Here is a 17,679-nt window from a genome sequence, read left to right as displayed (position 1 = left end):
CGGGAGGCTGCGTCATGACCGAGTTCACCGTCTGGGCACCCGAGGCGACCCGGGTACGGCTGCACCTGCCCGGTGTCGCCGACCACGAGATGCGGGCCGGCCGGGGCGGCTGGTGGCGCGTCGAGGTGCCCGACGCCGGCACCGACTACGCGTTCCTGCTCGACGACGACGACCAGCCGCTGCCCGACCCCCGGTCGGCCTGGCAGCCGTCCGGCGTGCACGGGCCCAGCCGGACCTACGACCACGGCGCGTTCGGCTGGACCGACGGTTCCTGGACCGGCCGGCAGCTGCCCGGCAGCATCCTGTACGAGCTGCACGTCGGCACCTTCACCCCGGAGGGCACCTTCGACGCGGCGATCGGCAAACTCGACCACCTGGTCGACCTGGGTGTCGACCTGGTCGAGCTGCTGCCGGTGAACGCGTTCAACGGGGAACACAACTGGGGCTACGACGGCGTCTGCTGGTACGCGCCGCACGAACCCTACGGCGGACCGGACGGACTGAAACGGTTCGTCGACGCCGCCCACGCTCGCGGTCTGGGGGTGATCCTCGACGTCGTCTACAACCATTTCGGGCCCTCCGGGGCCTACGCGCCGAAGTTCGCGCCGTACCTCGCCGAGCGCAACACCCCCTGGGGCAACGCGGTGAACCTGGACGGCCCGCACTCCGACGGGGTGCGCCGCTTCATCATCGACAGCGTGCTGATGTGGCTGCGCGACTACCACGTCGACGGGCTGCGCCTGGACGCCGTGCACGCCATGCCCGACACCCGCGCCGTGCACCTGCTCGAAGAGATCGCCGTCGAGGTCGAGAGCCTCTCGACCCACCTGGGCCGCCCGCTGTCCCTGATCGCCGAGTCCGACCTCAACGATCCCCGGCTCATCACCCCCCGCGAAGCCGGCGGCCACGGCCTGCACGCCCAGTGGAACGACGACGCCCACCACGCCCTGCACACCCTGCTCACCGGCGAACGGCAGGGCTACTACGGCGACTTCGGCACCATGGAATGCCTGGTGGAGGTGCTCACCGGCGGCTTCTTCCACACCGGCACCTGGTCCACCTTCCGCAGCCGCCAACACGGCCGCCCGGTCGACCAGCGCACGCCCGGCCACCGCTTCGTCGCGTACCTGCAGAACCACGACCAGATCGGCAACCGGGCCGTCGGTGATCGCCTCTCGGCCTCGCTCTCCCCGGCGTTGCTACGGGTGGGTGCGACCCTGCTGATGACCGCGCCGTTCACCCCGATGCTGTTCATGGGGGAGGAGTGGGCCGCCTCGACACCCTGGCAGTACTTCACCTCGCATCCGGAGCCGGAACTGGCCACCGCGGTCGTCTCCGGCCGCCGCGCGGAGTTCGCCGCCCACGGCTGGCCGCCCGGCGACGTGCCGGACCCGCAGGACCCGCAGACCTTCCTCCGGTCCCGGCTCGACTGGGCTGAGCTGGACAAACCCGAACACCGCGAGATGTACGACTTCCACCGCCGCCTGATCGCGCTGCGCAAGTCCCGCCCGGAACTGTCGGATCCACACCTGTTCGCGATGGAGGTACGCCACGGCGACCAGTTCCTGGTGATGCGCCGGGGTGGCTGCCTGGTCGCGGCGAACCTGGCCGGCAAGCCACAGCGGATCACCCTGCCCGGGGTGGCGCGTCGCGTCCTGCTGGCCACCGGCAACGGCGTCACGGTGCAACGCGACCGCATCGAGCTACCAGCCGAGACGGCAGCCATCGTGGCGCTCTGAGACAACCCTGCTGCGGAGTCGGTGGACCGATTTGTGGCAGTGCCGGTACCCGACACGCCGGGTCGGGACTTCCTGCACTGCCACAAATCCCTATGGCCGCCGAACCAGATCCGAGCAGGAAGCCACCTGTGGCGTGGCCGCCACACCACGCGTACGCGCGGCGGGACGGGTGGCGGCGGTTGCCGGTCGACTCATCGCGCTCGCCAGTCGGGGGGATCCTCGACGCCGTCCGCCAGCCGGATCGAGGCCGCCAGCCGTAGCATCATGTCTCGGCCCCCCAGCGCCTCGTTGCCGCGCCGGCTCATGATCCTTGTCTCCGCGACGCACTCAGCGCACCCACCGGGAAGCTGTTCCACCCGGTAGACCCCTACGCCAGTCCTGACCCAGTCGACCGCGGTGGCGGCACGGCCTGCCACGGTGACGTCGTCGGTGCCGCTGTGTCTGCCGCTGGCCAGGCTCTCGGTACTGATGCCGACCTGAATGTCGGGCCTCAGGGAGCCGCCGTAACCCTTGATGGGTTGCAACACGTACTGGGCGTGGGCGTAGTTCTTCAGTGGTTCGCCGTCGGCCCATAGCTCGTCGTCGGTCCATCGCAGGTCGGCACCGCCGAGCACGGCACCGTCGGGCAGCTCCATCGCCTGGACCGGCAAGGCTAGTGGCGTCGTCTCCCAACGAATGCCCTCGGCCACCTGACGCGTCATCTCATGTGGGTCATCACCAGACGCCGAAATTCGCATCCAAGCGTCCGGCGCGTACTCCCAGGACAGAACGCCGCCCTCGTTCTGAAAGGCGGGACGACCACGTACCGGCGCGACGGATTCACCCGGAACGCGCCATCCGGCCTCCTGGTCGTACTCCCGATCGTAACGATGGACATCGGTGTCCCGTGCCGCCATCAAGACCTCGACGCGCCAGGTCGATGCGGTCGACGTCTCGTCGCTCTTCCGGGGGGCATCGGGTCGTCCGGCCATGTTGATTATGTGCATGTCCGGCTCGGTCTGGTAGCGGATCTGGTGTACAGGGCCAGGTAGCAGGCTGAGGCGGAACAGTTGCTGGCCGGGGTCGAATCGGGTGGGCGCCGAACGGGGTGGATCACCTTGCGTAGCGGTCTCCGGTGCCCGTCGGATGGCCCAGACGGTCAGGCCCGCCACCACCGCCACCACGGTCGTCACGACCCCCAGGATCAGGATCCGGCGACTGCGCCTGCCACCCGGAGACCTCTCGGCGCCGGCGGCAGCTGATGCGCCGCCCGATTCGCTCACGTCACTCACCACGGACTTCCTTCCCGTGCCAATGCGCCGTGCCGCAGCGCGACCGGGGCAGTCTACGACCGGCCCCGTCCTCGCCGCTGCCCGTGGCCGGACCACGAGATCCTGTGCTGCCGGCCCGCACCTTCCTGAGCCGGCCTCCACCACATCCGTGACTGCGGCGGCGGAACTGTCCTACACACCGCGCCAGGACCACCTGCACCGCCACGGTGGGCATCGGGCCCGCGACACCCGGGGCGTGAGCATGCTGCCCCGGCAGCCGAGCTGTGGACGTCCGTGCTTCGGGGGCGATGGCCGCCCAGCCGTCCTGGCCAAGCGGTGCAGGCGCGGGCGGCAAACGATTGCAGTGCGTCGGGACGCACTGGCAAGATGCCTGTCGATGCGTCGCGTGGGAGTGGCAGCGATTGATGACCTGAGCCGAGGGCAACGGCCGGGCATCGGATGTTCCTGATCGACTTGTAGCTGGGGGCGACGGCAGGCGGCCGGTCGGCTGCCCGCTCGGGCTGGCCCCTGCCAGCTGCGCCGAAACGCCGCCACCTGCATCGCAGCGGCGGTAGAGAGGAAGCCCGATGAGGCTTGCCCATCCTGACACCGTCCCACCGTCCCGCCGCCGGGGAGCCATCGCGGTCGCCGTGCTCGCCGCGACGACCTCGCTGGTCACCGTGGCGGGGATCCTGACCGCGCCACCCTCGCTGGCCGCGACACCCGACATCACCGTCAACACCTCGTCGAGCTACCAGACGATCGACGGGTTCGGCGCCGCGACGCCGATCTTCGGTGGTTCCGGTGACCCGTGGACGACGAGCGAAACCCAGACCCTCGTCGGTACGGGGCCGGGACAGCTCGGTCTGTCGATCGTACGGACCGTGGTGTCGCCCGTGACGAGCGAATGGGGTCTGTACGCGGCCAGCCTGCAAACGGCGAAGTCCTACGGATCCGACGTGAAGATCCTCGCCTCGCCGTGGACGGCGCCGGCCCACTTCAAGACGAACAACAGCAGGGTCAACGGCGGCAAGCTGAGGACCGACTACTACGACGACTATGCCGAGCACCTCAACAGTTACGTGCAGTTCATGAAGGGCCGGGGGGTCACCGTCGACGTGACCTCGATCCAGAACGAGCCGGACTGGCACCCCGACTACGACTCGATGGACTGGACCGGCACCGAGATGCGCAACTTCGTCCGCGACCACGGTGCCCGGGTCAGGGACACCCAGCTCATGGTCGGCGAGTCCCTGCGGTTCGCGCGCCAGTACTCCGACCCCACCTTGCAGGACGCCACCGCGCGCAACAACATCGGTTACGTCGGCGGCCACCTGTACGACGCCGAGAACAGCGGGAACCTGTCGCCCTACCCGCTGGCCGCGCAGTACGGCAAGAACCAGTGGATGACCGAGTGGAATCTGCACGCCGCCGACGGAAACGGCGCGAACATCTGGGGAGACCCCGGCAACACGGCCGTCTGGAACGAGACCCTCGACGACATCATGCGGACCGTGCACCGGTCGATGGAGGCGAACTGGAGCGCCTACATCTGGTGGTACGGCCGCCGCTTCTACTCCTTCATCGGTGACGGCGACGCGCAGTACGGCACCACCAAGGGCGCGGTCCTCAAGCGCGGCCAGGCGTTCTCCCAGTACGCGAAGTACGTCCGTCCCGGTGACCGCCGGGTGGGCGTGTCGAAGAGTTCGCGGGCTTCCGGGCTGGAGGTCACCGCCTACCGTGGCCGGGGCAAGGTCGTGCTGGTGCTGCTCAACCGGTCGAACAACGCGGTCAACGACGCGGTCGTCCAGGTGCCGCAGAACATTTCGGCGGCCGGGTACACCGTCACCTCGCGGACCTCGGGCGCCCAGTCGCAGGCGGTGAACGTCAGTGGGGGCCAGGCGACCGTGAACGTGCCCGCCCGGAGCATCTCCACGATCGTCCTGACCGAGGGGTCCGCCTCGCCGACGCCGACGGCCACTGCGACGCCGACGCCAACGGTCAGCCCGACCCCGACCCCGACGCCCACCCCGACGCCGACCACCGGACCAACGGGGACGTGTCGGGTGACCAACGCGGTCAACGCGTGGAACAACGGTCTGGTCGACAACATCACCATCACCAACACCGGTACGAGCACCGTCAACGGCTGGTCGCTGAGATTCACCCTCGCCGCCGGGCAGACGATCACCTCCGGCTGGGGTGCCACGTACTCACCGACCAGCGGTCAGGTGACCGCGACGAACGTCAGCTACAACCCCGCCATACCGCCAGGAGCCTCCGTCACCATCGGCTTCCAGGCCACGCACAGCGGCAACGACGCCCCACCCACCGGCTTCACCCTCAACGGCGCCACCTGTAGCTGAGCAGCGCCTTTCCCGTCGAAGCGGTGCACGCCGGCCCAGCCGGCGTGCACCGCCCGACCGCTGGTTGCCCGCACACGACGCGAGTCGCCGACTCGCGTCGGCGGATGTCCGACCCCGTCAGCGGCGCGTCGCGAAGACCACGCCGGTCAGGCAGAGCGCGCCGCCCAGCAGGGCCAGCGGTGCCGGCACCTCGCCCAGCAGCGTCCAGGACAGCAGGACGGTGACCGGCGGGACCAGGTACGTGGCGGCGGTGGTGCGCCCCGCCGTCCACCGAGACAGCACGTAACCCCAGGTGAGGAACCCGATCGCGGTCGGGAACACGCCCAGGAACAGCACGCCGACGGTGGCCGGTGGCGGGGCTGCCGCGAGTTCCGCCAGCAGCGTGGGGGCGAACGGCAGCAGGGCCGCCGTCCCGGCCAGCGCGCCGAGCCAGGTCATCGTCGGCGCGGCCATCCGCGCCAGGAGGCGCTTCTGCAGCAGTACGGCGAAGGCGTACAGCAGGGCGGAGAGCACCGCCAGCGCGACGCCGACCTGGTCGGCGTGCCCGGTGAAGCCACTGGCCGCGATCAGGGCCACGCCCACGAAGGCGACCGCCACCCCGACACCGAGCCGGCGGGTGAGCCGCTCGCCCAGGACGAGGACCGCGGCCACCGCGACCAGGATGGGCGCGACCGCCACGAGCAGGGCCGCCGTCCCGGCGTCGACCAGCCGCTCGGCGGCGTTGAGCGCCACGTTGTACCCGCCGAACCAGGCCACGCCCCACAGTGCCACGAGTCCCAGCACCCCACCCCGGGGCAGGGTGCCCGGGCGGTTCCCCACGTGCGGCGTGCGGGCGCGCCGGCGGCCGGCGGTGAACGCGACGAACACGCTCAGCGCGGCCGAGGCCGCCACCATGCGGCCCAGGGCCATCGCGCCGGGGGAGTAGTCGTGCCCGGCGAACCGGATGCCCACGAACGCCGAGGCCCAGAGCACGACCGTGGTCCCGGCCGCGGCGACGATCGGCCAGGACCGGGGCCGGTCCTCCGGCCAGGTGTACGCGGGCACGGCTCGGATCGGGGCGGCGGGCTCGGTCATCGACGGGCTGCTCATGGGGTGATTCTCGGCCGCCCGACGATTCAGCACCAGCGACTGTTCCTTCACAACGATTAAGTCGCGCTTTATCGTTGGGCGGTGCTTGACGTTCACCGCCTCCGGGTCTTCCGTTCCGTCGTGGCGTCCGGGTCCGTCCAGGCCGCCGCCACCAACCTCGGCTACACCCCCTCCGCCGTCAGTCAGCACCTCACCGCACTGCAACGCGAGACGGGTCTCACCCTCCTCGCCAAGGCAGGGCGGGGGTTGCGGCCCACGGCCGCCGGGCACGCTCTCGCCGCCGAGGCCGACCGGGTGCTCGCCCGGGTCGGCGCGGCCGAGTCGCTCATCGCGGATCTGCGCACCGGCCGCACCGGCACACTGTCCATCGCGTACTTCGCGTCGGTGGGCGCGGCGTGGATGCCACACGTGGTGCGGTCCGTCCTCACCGGCTTCCCCGGCGTACGGCTCGACCTGCAACTGCGCGAACACATCCCGGACAGCCGGGAGGAGCGCGCCGACGTGCAGGTGGTCGTGGCGGGTGGCGGCTTCGACCCCGGGCCGGGCTTCACCGCCCATCACCTCCTCGACGATCCGTACGTCGCGGTGGTGCCGGTCGGGCACCGCCTCGCCGGCCGGACGGAGGCCGACCTGGTCGACCTCGCCGACGAGCGCTGGGTCGACAACGACTTCGCCCGGGGCTGGTGCCGCGCCAACCTGCTCGAAGCCTGCACCGCCGCCGGTTTCCGCCCGGCCTTCCGGGTCGAGGCGCACGACTACCGGACCGCGTTGGCCTTCGTCGCCGCCGGCATCGGCCTCACGGTGCTCCCCGCGCTCGGCGCGGCACACCTGCCCGAGGGCGTGACCTGTGTGCGGCTGCTCCGCCCGACGCCGACCCGGTCGATCCACGTGGTGGTGGACGACGCCGTCGAGCACACCCCGGCGGCCCGGACGGCGGTCGCCGCCCTGCGCGACGCCGCCCACTCCGCCCCACCGCTCGATGCTGATCATGCACTTGTCGCACCTGACGGAGCGGGGTGACTCCGGAGTTCCGGGTGCCGGAACCGCATGACCTCGTCGAGTTCAGGCGAGGGTACGCCGATGCTCCGAGGACAGGGTCTAGCGGTGCAGGTGGCGCTTCCAGTCGGCCGGCACCCGGTCGGCCGGGGCCGGTGCGCCCTGCTCCGGGGGACGGTGCGCCGGTGCCACCAGCGACGGACCCTGCTCGTACAGCACCTGCTCGTCGTAGTCCCAGAACCACTCCTCGCCGGGCTCGAAGCTGCGGACGAACCGGTGCCCGGTCGCGGCGTGGTGGGCGCTGGCGTGCTGGCTGGGCGAGGAGTCACAGCATCCGACGTGACCGCACTGGCCGCACCGCCGGAGATGGAACCACCAGCCCGGCGGGTCGGCCGCCATGCAGTCGGCGCAGCCCGGGCCGCTCGGCGGCACCTCCGGGTCGATGCCTTCCATGGCGTGTCCTCTCCGTCAAGCGGTCCGCCCGGTGGCGAGCACCGCGCGCCAGCAGCCGGCAACTCTACCCCCGGCCAGTCCGGGCGGGTCACCCCCTGGTTCCTCGCCGCACGGTCCCCGGTCGGGCAGCTCACCCGGGACGGGTGGCCCGCCACTCCTCGCGGGTGATGGCGTATTCGACCTCGCCCTGTTCCGTCCCGGGCAGCGGATCGTCCCAGGACGGGAAGAAGGTGCGGATGTAGCGCAGGCCGACCGCCTCCATCACCCGGCGGGATCCGGTGTTCACGGTCATGGTCTGCGCGATGACCCGACGCTGGCCGACCGTGTCGAAGGCGTGCCGCAGCAGTTCCCGGCTGGCCTCGCTGGCCAGACCCTTGCCCCAGTGCCGGCGCGGCAGGCGGTAGCCGAGATCGCTGACCGTCGGGTCGTCCGGCTGGTCGGGGCCGTGTGCCGGCGGCAGCATCATCAGCCCGACAAACTCGCCGTCGTCCTCGGCCGGCGGCGGCGTCGAACCGCGCGCCCCGCCGTCGGTGCCGAACGCCATCCAGTAGCCCAGGCCGTCCACCTTGTCGGCCAGTGCCATCCGGTTCGCGTGCGATCCGATCACCTCGTCCCTGGTGCGGGCCCGGCCGTAGAGGTAGCGCAGCACTTCGGGGTCGGAGTCCAGCTCGACCTCCAAATCGAGGTGCCGGTCGGCGAGCGGAACCAGCAGCAGACGATCGGTACGCAGAATCGGTTGCGGCATCGGGCCACGATCGCATGTCATCGGCACGCTGGACCGTGCGGGGATGGCCTACCGCGTCGGCAGCACGGCACGGCACAGCGCGCCCGGCCGAGGGCCGGGCGCGCCGTGACGGTGTCCGCCGATCAGATGAGGATGTTGAAGTTGTTCCAGCCGCTGCCGATCTGCCGGTACTGGCTGTACGGGACGCCATCGTCCCGGACGAAGTTGTTCGAGTAGAGCAGAAGCGTGCCGGTGGTGGTGCGGGCCACGAGGTCGGCGAAGCCGTCTCCGGTGACGTCGGCGCCGATGATCGTGTTGAAGTTGTTCCAGCCGCTGCCGATCTGGCGGGAGGCTGAGGTGCTGTAGGGGTCGCCGTCGTCGCGGACGAAGTTGTTGGAGTACAGCCAGAGGGTGCCGTCCGGCTTGCGGGCCACGAGGTCGGCGAAGCCGTCTCCGGTGACGTCGGCGCCGATGATCGTGTTGAAGTTGTTCCAGCCGCTGCCGATCTGGCGGGAGGCTGAGGTGCTGTAGGGGTCGCCGTCGTCGCGGACGAAGTTGTTGGAGTACAGCCAGAGGGTGCCGTCCGGCTTGCGGGCCACGAGGTCGGCGAAGCCGTCTCCGGTGACGTCGGCGCCGATGATCGTGTTGAAGTTGTTCCAGCCGCTGCCGATCTGGCGGGAGGCTGAGGTGCTGTAGGGGTCGCCGTCGTCGCGGACGAAGTTGTTGGAGTACAGCCAGAGGGTGCCGTCCGGCTTGCGGGCCACGAGGTCGGCGAAACCGTCCCCGGTGACGTCGGCGTGCACGACCGTGTTGAAGTTGCCCCAGCCGCTGCCGATCTCACGGGAGGCCGAGGTGCTGTACGGATCCCCGTCGTCGCGGACGAAGTTGTTCGAGTACAGCATCAGCGTTCCGTCGGTCGTCCGCCCCACCAGGTCGTGGAAGCCGTCACCCGTCACGTCGGCGACCCAGGGCTCGGGCTCGACTGGAGGGGTTTCCTGGGTGACTCCGACGGCCGTGGTGAAACCCTCGATCTGGGAATTGTTCTTGTAGTTGTAGTAGGTGTGCCGAGCGACCCGATCACTGGTGTTGCCCTCGATCGTGCGGAGGGTGGTTCCTGACAACGACGTCACGATGCCCACGTGGTCGATGTCGCCGTTGTTGCCCCAGTCGAAGGTGACCGCGTCACCGGGCTTCGGGACGTAGCTGCTGCCGCGGGAATGCCAGGTGCCCTGGTTCTGCCCGTACGTCTTGAAGGACCGGGCGTAGCCGTCGATCTGCGACATGCCGGAGGTGACGCCGGCTTCCCGCCACACGTACTTCGCGAACGCGGCGCACCAGGCGTACCAGTCACCCCCACCGCCCCAACCGGCCCGGCCTCCGCAGGACGGCCAGCCGAACATCACGCCGCCGTAGTAGCTGCAGTTGTTCCCGATCTCGTGGTTGCGGCTGGAGTTGTTCAGTTCGCGCGTCGCGATGCTGACGATGCCGGCCCTCGTCGGGGCGGCGTGGGCGGCCGGCGCGACGAGAGCCGACCCGCCGGCGACCCCGACCGCGATCGCGACCACAAGCAAGCGACGACCAATTCTTGTTCTATTCATTTGATTCCCATGGATTGTGCCCCTCGTCGAGTGACCAGAGGCTTGTCGAAAAATGACCCGCAGTGGATGGGTGCACGCAAAAATCAGCACCATCTGTTGCAGTGGTAATGCCCGTCTCGCTGGGCATGGTGCAGCCGACAGTCGTCACTGTCGCCGATTACTGTGACGTTCCGGAACTTCTCCCGGCGATGGTCAGCCGAAGTGGTCTCGGCTGTCGTAGAGGTGCCGGGAAGGACTCGCCGAGTGGTAGGGACCCGGGCTCATGATGGGTCCAGCGCCGACGTTTCCGAAACTGGTCTCGTGCAGATGGTCAACGCCGCTCGTCGTGTCTCGAGCCAAGCGAGCGGGTTAGCTTCTGCCCGGGAGCAGACGTCTAGCCGCCGTACCAGTCGTACGTCTCGGCCAGCCCAGACTTACCGGGCGCCGGTGCCGTTCACGCCGTCCCCCACGCACCGCCGTCCGCTTGGACACTCCCCGACGGCGGCCTGGGCCGGGACAGGTGGTGCGGCGACGAACATGACCGTCGGAAGGCCGAACACGGCCACGATCTGTCGGAACCTATTCATAAAATCCCCCGTTCGCGCGATGTGCCGATTCTTTACCTGCGCGGGCCATGCCTCCTTTCGTGTGCGCACGCATTTGCCGACGCGGCCCCTGCCGGGAAACGCGACGTTCTTTCGGCCTCGCCATCGCAGCATACGGTTCCGGTCGATGTCCTGTCAGCCCCGGAACCCCTTGCGGCTCGAAGTTTTTGGAACAAGTTCCGGTTGGCCTGGCGCGACGCCCAGAATTCTCGCCGGGCCTGGTCCCTTTTCCGCTCGGGGCAGTATCCGGAACACCGGGTATTCGGCGGCGATTCGCGCGAACTCCGCGAGCGGCGCCCCCCGGTGGACCGGCAGGTGCGGTCTCGCGCCCGGAGCCTTCTCCAGATAGTGGCGCAGGACCGGTGCCCGCCGCTCGACCGGCTCCTCCACCAGCAGCACCGGTCGGCGGTGGCCGTGTCGCAGCACCGCCCGCCCGGCGGCGGCCCGTACGTTGCGTACCCAGTTCGCCCGCTCGCCGAGCATCGACACCAGGTACCGCCGGCCGTCGTGGTCGACGGCGACCACGGGGAACGACACCGTCCGACCGCTACGCCGACCGGCCACCTCCAGGGTGACCCAGTTGCCGGGGGCGAGAAAGCCCGCCGAGAACTGCCACGCCGAGACGCGGTTCATCGACCGCGCCAACCAGTTCGGTCTGCCGCTGCGGTACATCCACCGCTTGAACCGGTGGAGCCGTCGGTCGCTGACCTGGTCCATGGTGGGTCCTTCCCGGCGTCGCGTCCCTCGCGTCGACGGTAGGACGGTGGCTGTCGGTTGCTAAGGGGCGGAAGTCCCGAGGCGGGTGGGGTGCGCCCGGCGGTGGACACGTCACCTTGCGTCGCGGCCGTCGACGCGGACGCTGAGCTGGGCGCCGAGTTCGCGGAAACCGAGCGCCCGCGCCACCCGACGGGAGGCTGCCGGTCGAGCCCGCCACTGGGGCAACAACCCCTTCGCCAGGCCGTCCGCCGTTGCCGCAGCGGCGACGGTGCGGGCGAAGCCGCGCCCACGCCGGCGCGGCGCGGTCAGCACGCTCAGGTGGGCCACCCGTCCCGGCCAGTGCCGGTAGCCGGCCGCCGCGACGATGGCCGTTCCGGCCCGGAGGACGTACGCGGCAGAGGTGATCTCGACCAGCCCGCACTCCGCCGCGTCCTCGGCCGGGACCGACGCCAGGAAGTCGACAAGATCAGGGTGGTGGACGGGTAGCTGCTCCGTGGCCTGCAGCCGGTGCGGTCGGTAGCTGTGGTCGTCGCAGTAGGCCAGGGCGGCCGGACCCAGCACCTCTGCGACTGGCAGCACGGCGGACAGTCGATCGGGGTCGGTCAGCGCATCGACCGGGAGTGTGCGGCAGGCGCGCGTCACCAGGCCCACCAGGTCATCCGTCGGTACCGTACAGATCGCGGCGTCACCCAGGGCGACGACGCCGACCCAGCCCGGCGGGCACATCGACGAGTTCGCCGAGGCCGCCACCGCGACCTGCCGGGCGGGAAAGCTGATCGGTGAGCCGGCCAGCCCGGTCCACACCTGCCGGGCCCGTGCCAGCAACGGGTCGACGTCCATGTCGGCAGCCTGCTGCCCATCGCGGGCGTCGGCCACTGATTTTCACCTCGCCTCAACCGCCCGTCCGGCCGTGTGACCCGTCCGCCCAGCCATGACCGGCTCAGCAGGCGGGCGCCGATCATGTCAGCGAGGTTGCGTGGCTCGGCTGGGCCAGGGGCGGTAGGCCACATGCCGCCGCCATGCCCTGCGCCTCGATGCCGAGCGCGACGTTCATCCGCGCGGCCAGGTTCGCGGCGGCGACGAACGCGGTGAGTTCGACCAGCGCCGGGGCCCCGAGTTGGTTGAGCAGTCGGGCGGAAAGGTCGTCGCTGACCGTGGGTGGGGTCTGCGACATCGCCTCCGCATACGCCAGGACGTCGCGTTCCAGCGCGGTGAAGACCTCCGATTCGCGCCACCGGGGCACCTCGCGGGCCTTGGCCAGGTCGAGCCCTTCGTTGTGCGCCTGGAAGTAGCCCAGGTCGAGGCAGAAGGAGCAGCCGATCAGGGAGACGGCCGCCATGTGGGCGTACGACTTGAGATCCTGGTCGCAGGCGTTCCACCGGGTGGCTGCCCGTCCCATGCCCATGCTGGTGCGCAACACCCGCCGGTTGTGCCCCATGACTCCGAGCGCGTCGGGCACCGCGCCGAACTTCTTCCTGATGATCCGCTTGAGCAGTGCGCCGTGTACGCCGGTGAGTTCCGCCGCGGGAATGCGGGCCATGTCTCCTCCTCGCCTGTCGGTCCTGCCCGTCCAGACACCGGGCGGTGAGGTGCTGTGACAGGCCAGCCGGAAACACCAACCGACCGTTTGCATGACCATACGCAATGGTGCATACTTTTCCTTGTGTCCAAGGTCCTGACCTCCCTGCCCAGTGGTGAACGTGTCGGCATCGCCTTCTCCGGCGGCCTCGACACCTCCGTCGCGGTCGCGTGGATGCGCGACAAGGGCGCCATCCCGTGCGCCTACACCGCCGACATCGGCCAGTACGACGAACCCGACATCGCCTCGGTGCCCGACCGGGCACTCAGCTACGGCGCCGAGGTCGCCCGGCTCGTCGACTGCCGCGCGGCCCTGGTGGAGGAGGGCCTTGCCGCGCTGACCTGCGGCGCCTTCCACATCCGCTCGGGCGGGCGGGCCTACTTCAACACCACGCCGCTGGGGCGCGCGGTCACCGGCACGCTGCTGGTGCGGGCGATGATCTCCGACGACGTGCAGATCTGGGGCGACGGCTCGACCTTCAAGGGCAACGACATCGAGCGGTTCTACCGCTACGGCCTGCTGGCCAACCCGCAGCTGCGCATCTACAAGCCGTGGCTGGACACCGACTTCGTCAGCGACCTGGGCGGCCGCAAGGAGATGTCGGAGTGGCTGCTGGCCCGGGACCTGCCGTACCGGGACAGCACCGAGAAGGCGTACTCCACCGACGCCAACATCTGGGGTGCCACGCACGAGGCGAAGACGCTCGAACACCTCGACACCGGCATCGAGACGGTCAACCCGATCATGGGCGTCCGGTTCTGGGATCCGTCGGTGGAGATACCCACCGAGGACGTGACGATCGGCTTCGACCAGGGCCGGCCGGTGACCATCAACGGCAAGGAGTTCGGCAGCGCGGTCGACCTGGTGCTGGAGGCCAACGCCATCGGCGGCCGGCACGGACTCGGCATGTCCGACCAGATCGAGAACCGGATCATCGAGGCCAAGAGCCGCGGCATCTACGAGGCCCCCGGCATGGCGCTGCTGCACGCCGCGTACGAGCGGCTGGTCAACGCCATCCACAACGAGGACACCCTGGCCAACTACCACAACGAGGGCCGTCGGCTGGGTCGGCTGATGTACGAGGGCCGGTGGTTGGACCCGCAGGCGCTGATGCTGCGTGAGTCGCTGCAGCGCTGGGTGGGCACGGCCGTCACCGGCGAGGTGACGCTGCGGCTGCGTCGGGGTGAGGACTACTCGATCCTGGACACCACCGGCCCGGCCTTCAGCTACCACCCGGACAAGCTGTCGATGGAGCGTACGACGGACTCCGCCTTCGGCCCGGCCGACCGCATCGGCCAGCTCACCATGCGCAACCTCGACATCGCCGACTCGCGGGCCAAGCTGGAGCAGTACGCGCACCTGGGCATGGTCGGCGGCGCTCCGCAGCGGGTGGTCGGTGCGGCCCAGGCGGCCTCGACCGGGCTGATCGGCGCGATGCCGGAAGGTGGCGCGGAGGCCATCGCCTCCCGGGGGGTCCCGTCGGCGGAGGACGAGGCGCTCGACCGGGCCGCGATGGAGTTCGGGGTCGACTGACCCGCCGGTCCTCGGCACGTCGACGAGCGACCGGACACGACGTACCGGGAGACCGTCAATACGGTGACTGGCGTGACGGGAACCGCGAGTCCGGGCCGGCCCGCGCGGGTTGGCCGCTGGCTCGGGATCGCCGCCGCCATCGGCGTCGCGGCGGCCGCCTGGACGGGTTACTGGTGGTTGGCCGTGCCCCGCTACACGTTCTGACGAGCCGGCCGGCTTCTGCACCCAGTTTTCCGCCACTCGCCCGGTCGCGGGCGGCACCCGGCCATCGATCGGTGACTGATCGACCGAGGTGACCTTCCCGGTAGTCCGATCTACTGTGCGTGGTCGACCTGTCGCGCACAGCTCACCGGGTGCGGGCGTCGATCCGTCATCGTTTCCCGAGGAGGACCCGTTGAGGTATCCCACCCGCCTGGCCGCCGTCGTGTCCGCGTCCGTGCTCGTCGTGTCCGCGCTGACCGTCCTGCCCGCCACCGCAGCCTCGGCTGCCCTGGCCTACCGTGCCGTCGACCTGGGAACCCTGGGCGGTGCCGCCAGCGCCGCCACCGCGACGAACGACCGGGGCACGGTCGTCGGCTGGAGTTTGACGGCCGACGGCGCCCGGCACGCGTTCGTCTGGCGCAACGGGGTGATGACCGACCTCGGTGTGTTGCCCGGGCACCTGGAGTCCACCGCGGTCGACGTCAACGAGCGCGGCGAGGTGGTCGGCACCTCGACCGGCCCTGAGCTGATCACCCGGGCCGTGCTCTGGCGAAATGGCCAGATGATCGACCTGGGTACCCTCGGCGGCGACTACAGCGAGGCGGTCGCCGTCAACGACCGGGGAGAGGTGCTCGGCCTGAGTAACCCGGCCACCGACATCCCGCACCGTGTGGTGTGGCGGGACGGTGCGATCACCGACCTGGGCCGGCAGGACTTCTACGAGCTGACCACCGGGTTCAACAACCGGGGCGACGTGGTGGGCACCTTCAACGTCCCGCCGTACGACTACCCGTGCACCTGTGTGGGAGGCCGGTTGCGGGACGGCGTCGTCACCCGCGTCGGCGACCAGGCGACGGCGATCAACAACCTCGGCCACGTGGTCGGCGTGGCCGGTGGCCGGGCCTTCCGCTGGCGTGCCGGGGTGCTGACCGACCTGGGCACTCTGGGCGGTGCGACGAGTCGGGCGATCGCCGTGAACGACCTGGGGGTGGTCCTGGGCGGCGCCGACACCGCCGCCGGTGTCCGACGACCCGTCCTGTGGTGGGCCGGGCAGGCCGTCGACCTGACCGCCCACGGGCTGGGTGCCACGGACGCGGTAAACGACCTGGACAGCCGGAATCGCCTGGTGGGCAGCCGGGCCGGGCGCGCCACGCTCTTTCGGTAGCGCTCCGGCCCAGCGGCGGTGGCCGTTCATGTCTGCGGTCCGGAGACGGTGACCACCACCTTGCCGGCCGGATGCCGGTCGGCGAGGTGGTGCAGCGCTTCGGCGGTCTCCGCGAGCGGATAGCTACGCTCGACCCGTGGGGTGAGCGCGCCGGACTCGGCGAGGTCGCGCAGCTCGTCGAGGTCATCGACGCGGTCCCGGGCGCTGACGGCGCGCAGCCGGTGACCGACCACCGTGGACAGCAGCGGCGCGCCGAACATCTGTCGGCCGTAGCCGCCGAGCAGCGCCCCCCGGGTCCAGTCGCCGCCGACCAGGGCCAGCGTCCCGCGTGGGGTGAGCGCGCGGCGCAGCAGCGACAGCGGACGGTTGCCGCCGGTGTCGATGACCACGTCGTACACCGGGCCGTCCCGGTCTATCTCCTCGTGGGTGTAGTCGAGCACGTCGTCGGCACCGAGGGAGCGGACGAAGTCGGTCTTCGTCGGGTGGCAGACGCCGGTGACCGTCGCACCGTACGCCTTGGCGATCTGCACGGCCTGGGAACCGACGCCGCCGGAGGCGCCGATGACCAGCACCCGGTGACCCGGTCGCACCTGGCCGGTGTCGCGGACCGCGCGCAGGGCGGTCATCCCGGAGACGGGCACGGCGGCGGCCTGCGCGAAGGTCAGGTTCGCCGGCTTGCCGGCCAGCCGCCGCTCGTGGGTGGCGGTGAACTCGGCGTACGACCCGCGCAGCGTGGTGCCGTACACCTCGTCGCCGGGCCGGAAGCGGGTCACCCGGGCGCCGACCTCGGCCACCACGCCGGCCACGTCCCGACCGAGGACCGGTATCCGGGGCCGGCGCAGCCCGGCGGCGAGTCGGACCAGGTAGGGGCGCCCCGCCAAGAAGATCAACACTCCCGGGTCGACACCGGCGGCGTGGACCCGCACCAGCACCTCGTGGTCGCCGACGCCGGGACGGTCGAGGTCGCGGAGATGAACTGTGGACGGCGGGCCGTAGTGGTCGTGCACGATCGCCTTCACGATGCCTCCTCGGGGTACTGGAACACCTCGTCGAGCCGTACGTCGAGCACGTGGGCGATCCGGAAGGCCATTTCCAACGAGGGGGAGTAGCGGCCCTGCTCGATGGCGATGACGGTCTGCCGGGTCACGCCGATCCGCTCGGCCAGCGCTGCCTGGGTCATCTCGTCGCGGGCGAAACGCAGCGCCCGGATGTTGTTGGTGACGCGGGTCGGTTTCACCACTGCGGCACGCCCCGGCGGTAGACGATCACCTTTGCCAGCGAGCCGACCAACGCGGACAGCACGAAGCAGAGGTAGACCACGTTGGCGATCCAGAACCAGTGCCACTGCGCCATCGCCATGAGCATCGCCGACACCGCGCCGATCACCACGAACGCCTGCCCGACGTGGTCGCCCAACCGCCCGATCTCCCGGTCGCGCACGTCGCTGACCCGTGAGGCGCGCGGATTCACCACGCCGAGTCCGATCTCGAGGAGCATGCTGGCGGCGATGGCGCCGCCGACCGTCCAGAGCAGGACGCCGGCGTACGGTGTCGCGGTCAGCCGCCCGTCGTCGACCCGGCTCAGGACCACGGCCACGTAGACGGCGTAGCCGACCACGCTGACCACCAGCATGATCCAGGCCCGCTTCTCCTGATGGGTCATGACGACTCCTCGATGTAAAAAAT

The 17,679-nt window shown here is 70.3% G+C and carries 17 protein-coding genes; 6 read left to right on the top strand and 11 right to left on the bottom strand.

Annotated elements, in window-relative coordinates:
• The first annotated feature begins 14 nt into the window (after positions 1-14).
• Entirely contained in the window at positions 15-1,739 is a 1,725-nt protein-coding gene (treZ, locus tag ENC19_RS12270; RefSeq protein WP_164447276.1) for a malto-oligosyltrehalose trehalohydrolase, read from the top strand.
• A 191-nt stretch (positions 1,740-1,930) separates the two neighbouring features.
• Here treZ and ENC19_RS12265 read toward each other — a convergent pair whose 3' ends face one another.
• Positions 1,931-3,010, bottom strand: a complete 1,080-nt coding sequence (locus tag ENC19_RS12265; protein WP_164447275.1) for a hypothetical protein — start codon at positions 3,008-3,010, stop codon at positions 1,931-1,933.
• A gap of 566 nt (positions 3,011-3,576) precedes the next feature.
• Here ENC19_RS12265 and ENC19_RS12260 point away from each other — a divergent pair.
• Entirely contained in the window at positions 3,577-5,355 is a 1,779-nt protein-coding gene (locus ENC19_RS12260) for a cellulose binding domain-containing protein (RefSeq protein ID WP_164447274.1), read from the top strand.
• 117 nt (positions 5,356-5,472) lie between these two features.
• Here ENC19_RS12260 and ENC19_RS12255 read toward each other — a convergent pair whose 3' ends face one another.
• Positions 5,473-6,444 carry a DMT family transporter gene (locus ENC19_RS12255; RefSeq protein WP_164447273.1) on the bottom strand — a complete coding sequence of 324 codons (972 nt, stop codon included), beginning with the start codon at positions 6,442-6,444 and terminating at the stop codon, positions 5,473-5,475.
• An 81-nt stretch (positions 6,445-6,525) separates the two neighbouring features.
• On the opposite strand from ENC19_RS12255, the gene ENC19_RS12250 reads away from it, so the two are divergent.
• The gene (locus ENC19_RS12250) at positions 6,526-7,464 is read left to right on the top strand and encodes a LysR family transcriptional regulator (RefSeq protein WP_164447272.1); all 939 of its coding nucleotides are present in this window, start codon (positions 6,526-6,528) and stop codon (positions 7,462-7,464) included.
• A gap of 78 nt (positions 7,465-7,542) precedes the next feature.
• On the opposite strand, the gene ENC19_RS12245 is transcribed toward ENC19_RS12250, so the two are convergent.
• From ENC19_RS12245 to ENC19_RS12220, 6 genes are all read right to left on the bottom strand, one after another.
• A complete protein-coding gene (locus tag ENC19_RS12245) occupies positions 7,543-7,893 on the bottom strand; it encodes a UBP-type zinc finger domain-containing protein (protein WP_164447271.1) in 351 nt (116 codons plus the stop codon).
• A 130-nt stretch (positions 7,894-8,023) separates the two neighbouring features.
• The gene (locus ENC19_RS12240; RefSeq protein ID WP_164447270.1) at positions 8,024-8,638 is read right to left on the bottom strand and encodes a GNAT family N-acetyltransferase; all 615 of its coding nucleotides are present in this window, start codon (positions 8,636-8,638) and stop codon (positions 8,024-8,026) included.
• Positions 8,639-8,760: 122 nt separating this feature from the next.
• Positions 8,761-10,182, bottom strand: coding sequence for a CHAP domain-containing protein (locus ENC19_RS12235; protein ID WP_309246091.1), 1,422 nt, complete (start codon positions 10,180-10,182; stop codon positions 8,761-8,763).
• A gap of 752 nt (positions 10,183-10,934) precedes the next feature.
• Entirely contained in the window at positions 10,935-11,516 is a 582-nt protein-coding gene (locus ENC19_RS12230; RefSeq protein WP_235944669.1) for a nitroreductase/quinone reductase family protein, read from the bottom strand.
• Between the two features lie 111 nt (positions 11,517-11,627).
• Positions 11,628-12,392, bottom strand: coding sequence for a GNAT family N-acetyltransferase (locus ENC19_RS12225; protein WP_208020869.1), 765 nt, complete (start codon positions 12,390-12,392; stop codon positions 11,628-11,630).
• 82 nt (positions 12,393-12,474) lie between these two features.
• Positions 12,475-13,056 (bottom strand): carboxymuconolactone decarboxylase family protein, encoded by a 582-nt coding sequence (locus tag ENC19_RS12220; protein ID WP_164447269.1) that lies wholly within the window; start codon positions 13,054-13,056, stop codon positions 12,475-12,477.
• A 123-nt stretch (positions 13,057-13,179) separates the two neighbouring features.
• Between ENC19_RS12220 and argG the strand changes: the two genes are divergently transcribed.
• The 3 genes from argG (at position 13,180) to ENC19_RS12210 (ending at position 15,994) form a co-directional block, all read left to right on the top strand.
• Positions 13,180-14,628: an argininosuccinate synthase gene (gene argG, locus ENC19_RS12215; RefSeq protein WP_164447268.1), complete on the top strand. Its 1,449-nt coding sequence runs from the start codon at positions 13,180-13,182 to the stop codon at positions 14,626-14,628.
• 72 nt (positions 14,629-14,700) lie between these two features.
• Entirely contained in the window at positions 14,701-14,832 is a 132-nt protein-coding gene (locus tag ENC19_RS30975; RefSeq protein ID WP_268968012.1) for a hypothetical protein, read from the top strand.
• 190 nt (positions 14,833-15,022) lie between these two features.
• Positions 15,023-15,994 carry a hypothetical protein gene (locus ENC19_RS12210; RefSeq protein ID WP_164447267.1) on the top strand — a complete coding sequence of 324 codons (972 nt, stop codon included), beginning with the start codon at positions 15,023-15,025 and terminating at the stop codon, positions 15,992-15,994.
• 26 nt (positions 15,995-16,020) lie between these two features.
• On the opposite strand, the gene ENC19_RS12205 is transcribed toward ENC19_RS12210, so the two are convergent.
• The 3 genes from ENC19_RS12205 to ENC19_RS12195 are packed head-to-tail and all read right to left on the bottom strand — an operon-like array spanning position 16,021 to position 17,656.
• Positions 16,021-17,013 (bottom strand): NAD(P)-dependent alcohol dehydrogenase, encoded by a 993-nt coding sequence (locus ENC19_RS12205; protein WP_164447266.1) that lies wholly within the window; start codon positions 17,011-17,013, stop codon positions 16,021-16,023.
• The gene (locus tag ENC19_RS12200) at positions 17,010-17,234 is read right to left on the bottom strand and encodes a helix-turn-helix transcriptional regulator (RefSeq protein ID WP_164447265.1); all 225 of its coding nucleotides are present in this window, start codon (positions 17,232-17,234) and stop codon (positions 17,010-17,012) included. Before ENC19_RS12200 ends, ENC19_RS12205 begins: the two co-directional genes overlap by 4 nt.
• Positions 17,228-17,656: a hypothetical protein gene (locus tag ENC19_RS12195; RefSeq protein ID WP_164447264.1), complete on the bottom strand. Its 429-nt coding sequence runs from the start codon at positions 17,654-17,656 to the stop codon at positions 17,228-17,230. Before ENC19_RS12195 ends, ENC19_RS12200 begins: the two co-directional genes overlap by 7 nt.
• Between the last annotated feature and the right edge of the window lie 23 nt (positions 17,657-17,679).

Source organism: Verrucosispora sioxanthis (assembly GCF_010560025.1).
Lineage (GTDB): Bacteria > Actinomycetota > Actinomycetes > Mycobacteriales > Micromonosporaceae > Micromonospora > Micromonospora palythoicola.
The sequence above is the reverse complement of the archived record's forward strand: the minus strand, read 5'-3'. Positions and strand labels throughout refer to the sequence as shown.

Bases quoted from the DNA above. Each gene is read 5' to 3' on its own strand.
- treZ (WP_164447276.1), top strand. From the start codon at position 15: ATGACCGAGTTCACCGTCTGGGCACCCGAGGCGACCCGGGTACGGCTG.
- ENC19_RS12260 (WP_164447274.1), top strand. From the start codon at position 3,577: ATGAGGCTTGCCCATCCTGACACCGTCCCACCGTCCCGCCGCCGGGGA.
- ENC19_RS12255 (WP_164447273.1), bottom strand. From the start codon at position 6,444: ATGAGCAGCCCGTCGATGACCGAGCCCGCCGCCCCGATCCGAGCCGTG.
- ENC19_RS12245 (WP_164447271.1), bottom strand. From the start codon at position 7,893: ATGGAAGGCATCGACCCGGAGGTGCCGCCGAGCGGCCCGGGCTGCGCC.
- ENC19_RS12240 (WP_164447270.1), bottom strand. From the start codon at position 8,638: ATGCCGCAACCGATTCTGCGTACCGATCGTCTGCTGCTGGTTCCGCTC.
- ENC19_RS12230 (WP_235944669.1), bottom strand. From the start codon at position 11,516: ATGGACCAGGTCAGCGACCGACGGCTCCACCGGTTCAAGCGGTGGATG.
- ENC19_RS12220 (WP_164447269.1), bottom strand. From the start codon at position 13,056: ATGGCCCGCATTCCCGCGGCGGAACTCACCGGCGTACACGGCGCACTG.
- ENC19_RS12195 (WP_164447264.1), bottom strand. From the start codon at position 17,656: ATGACCCATCAGGAGAAGCGGGCCTGGATCATGCTGGTGGTCAGCGTG.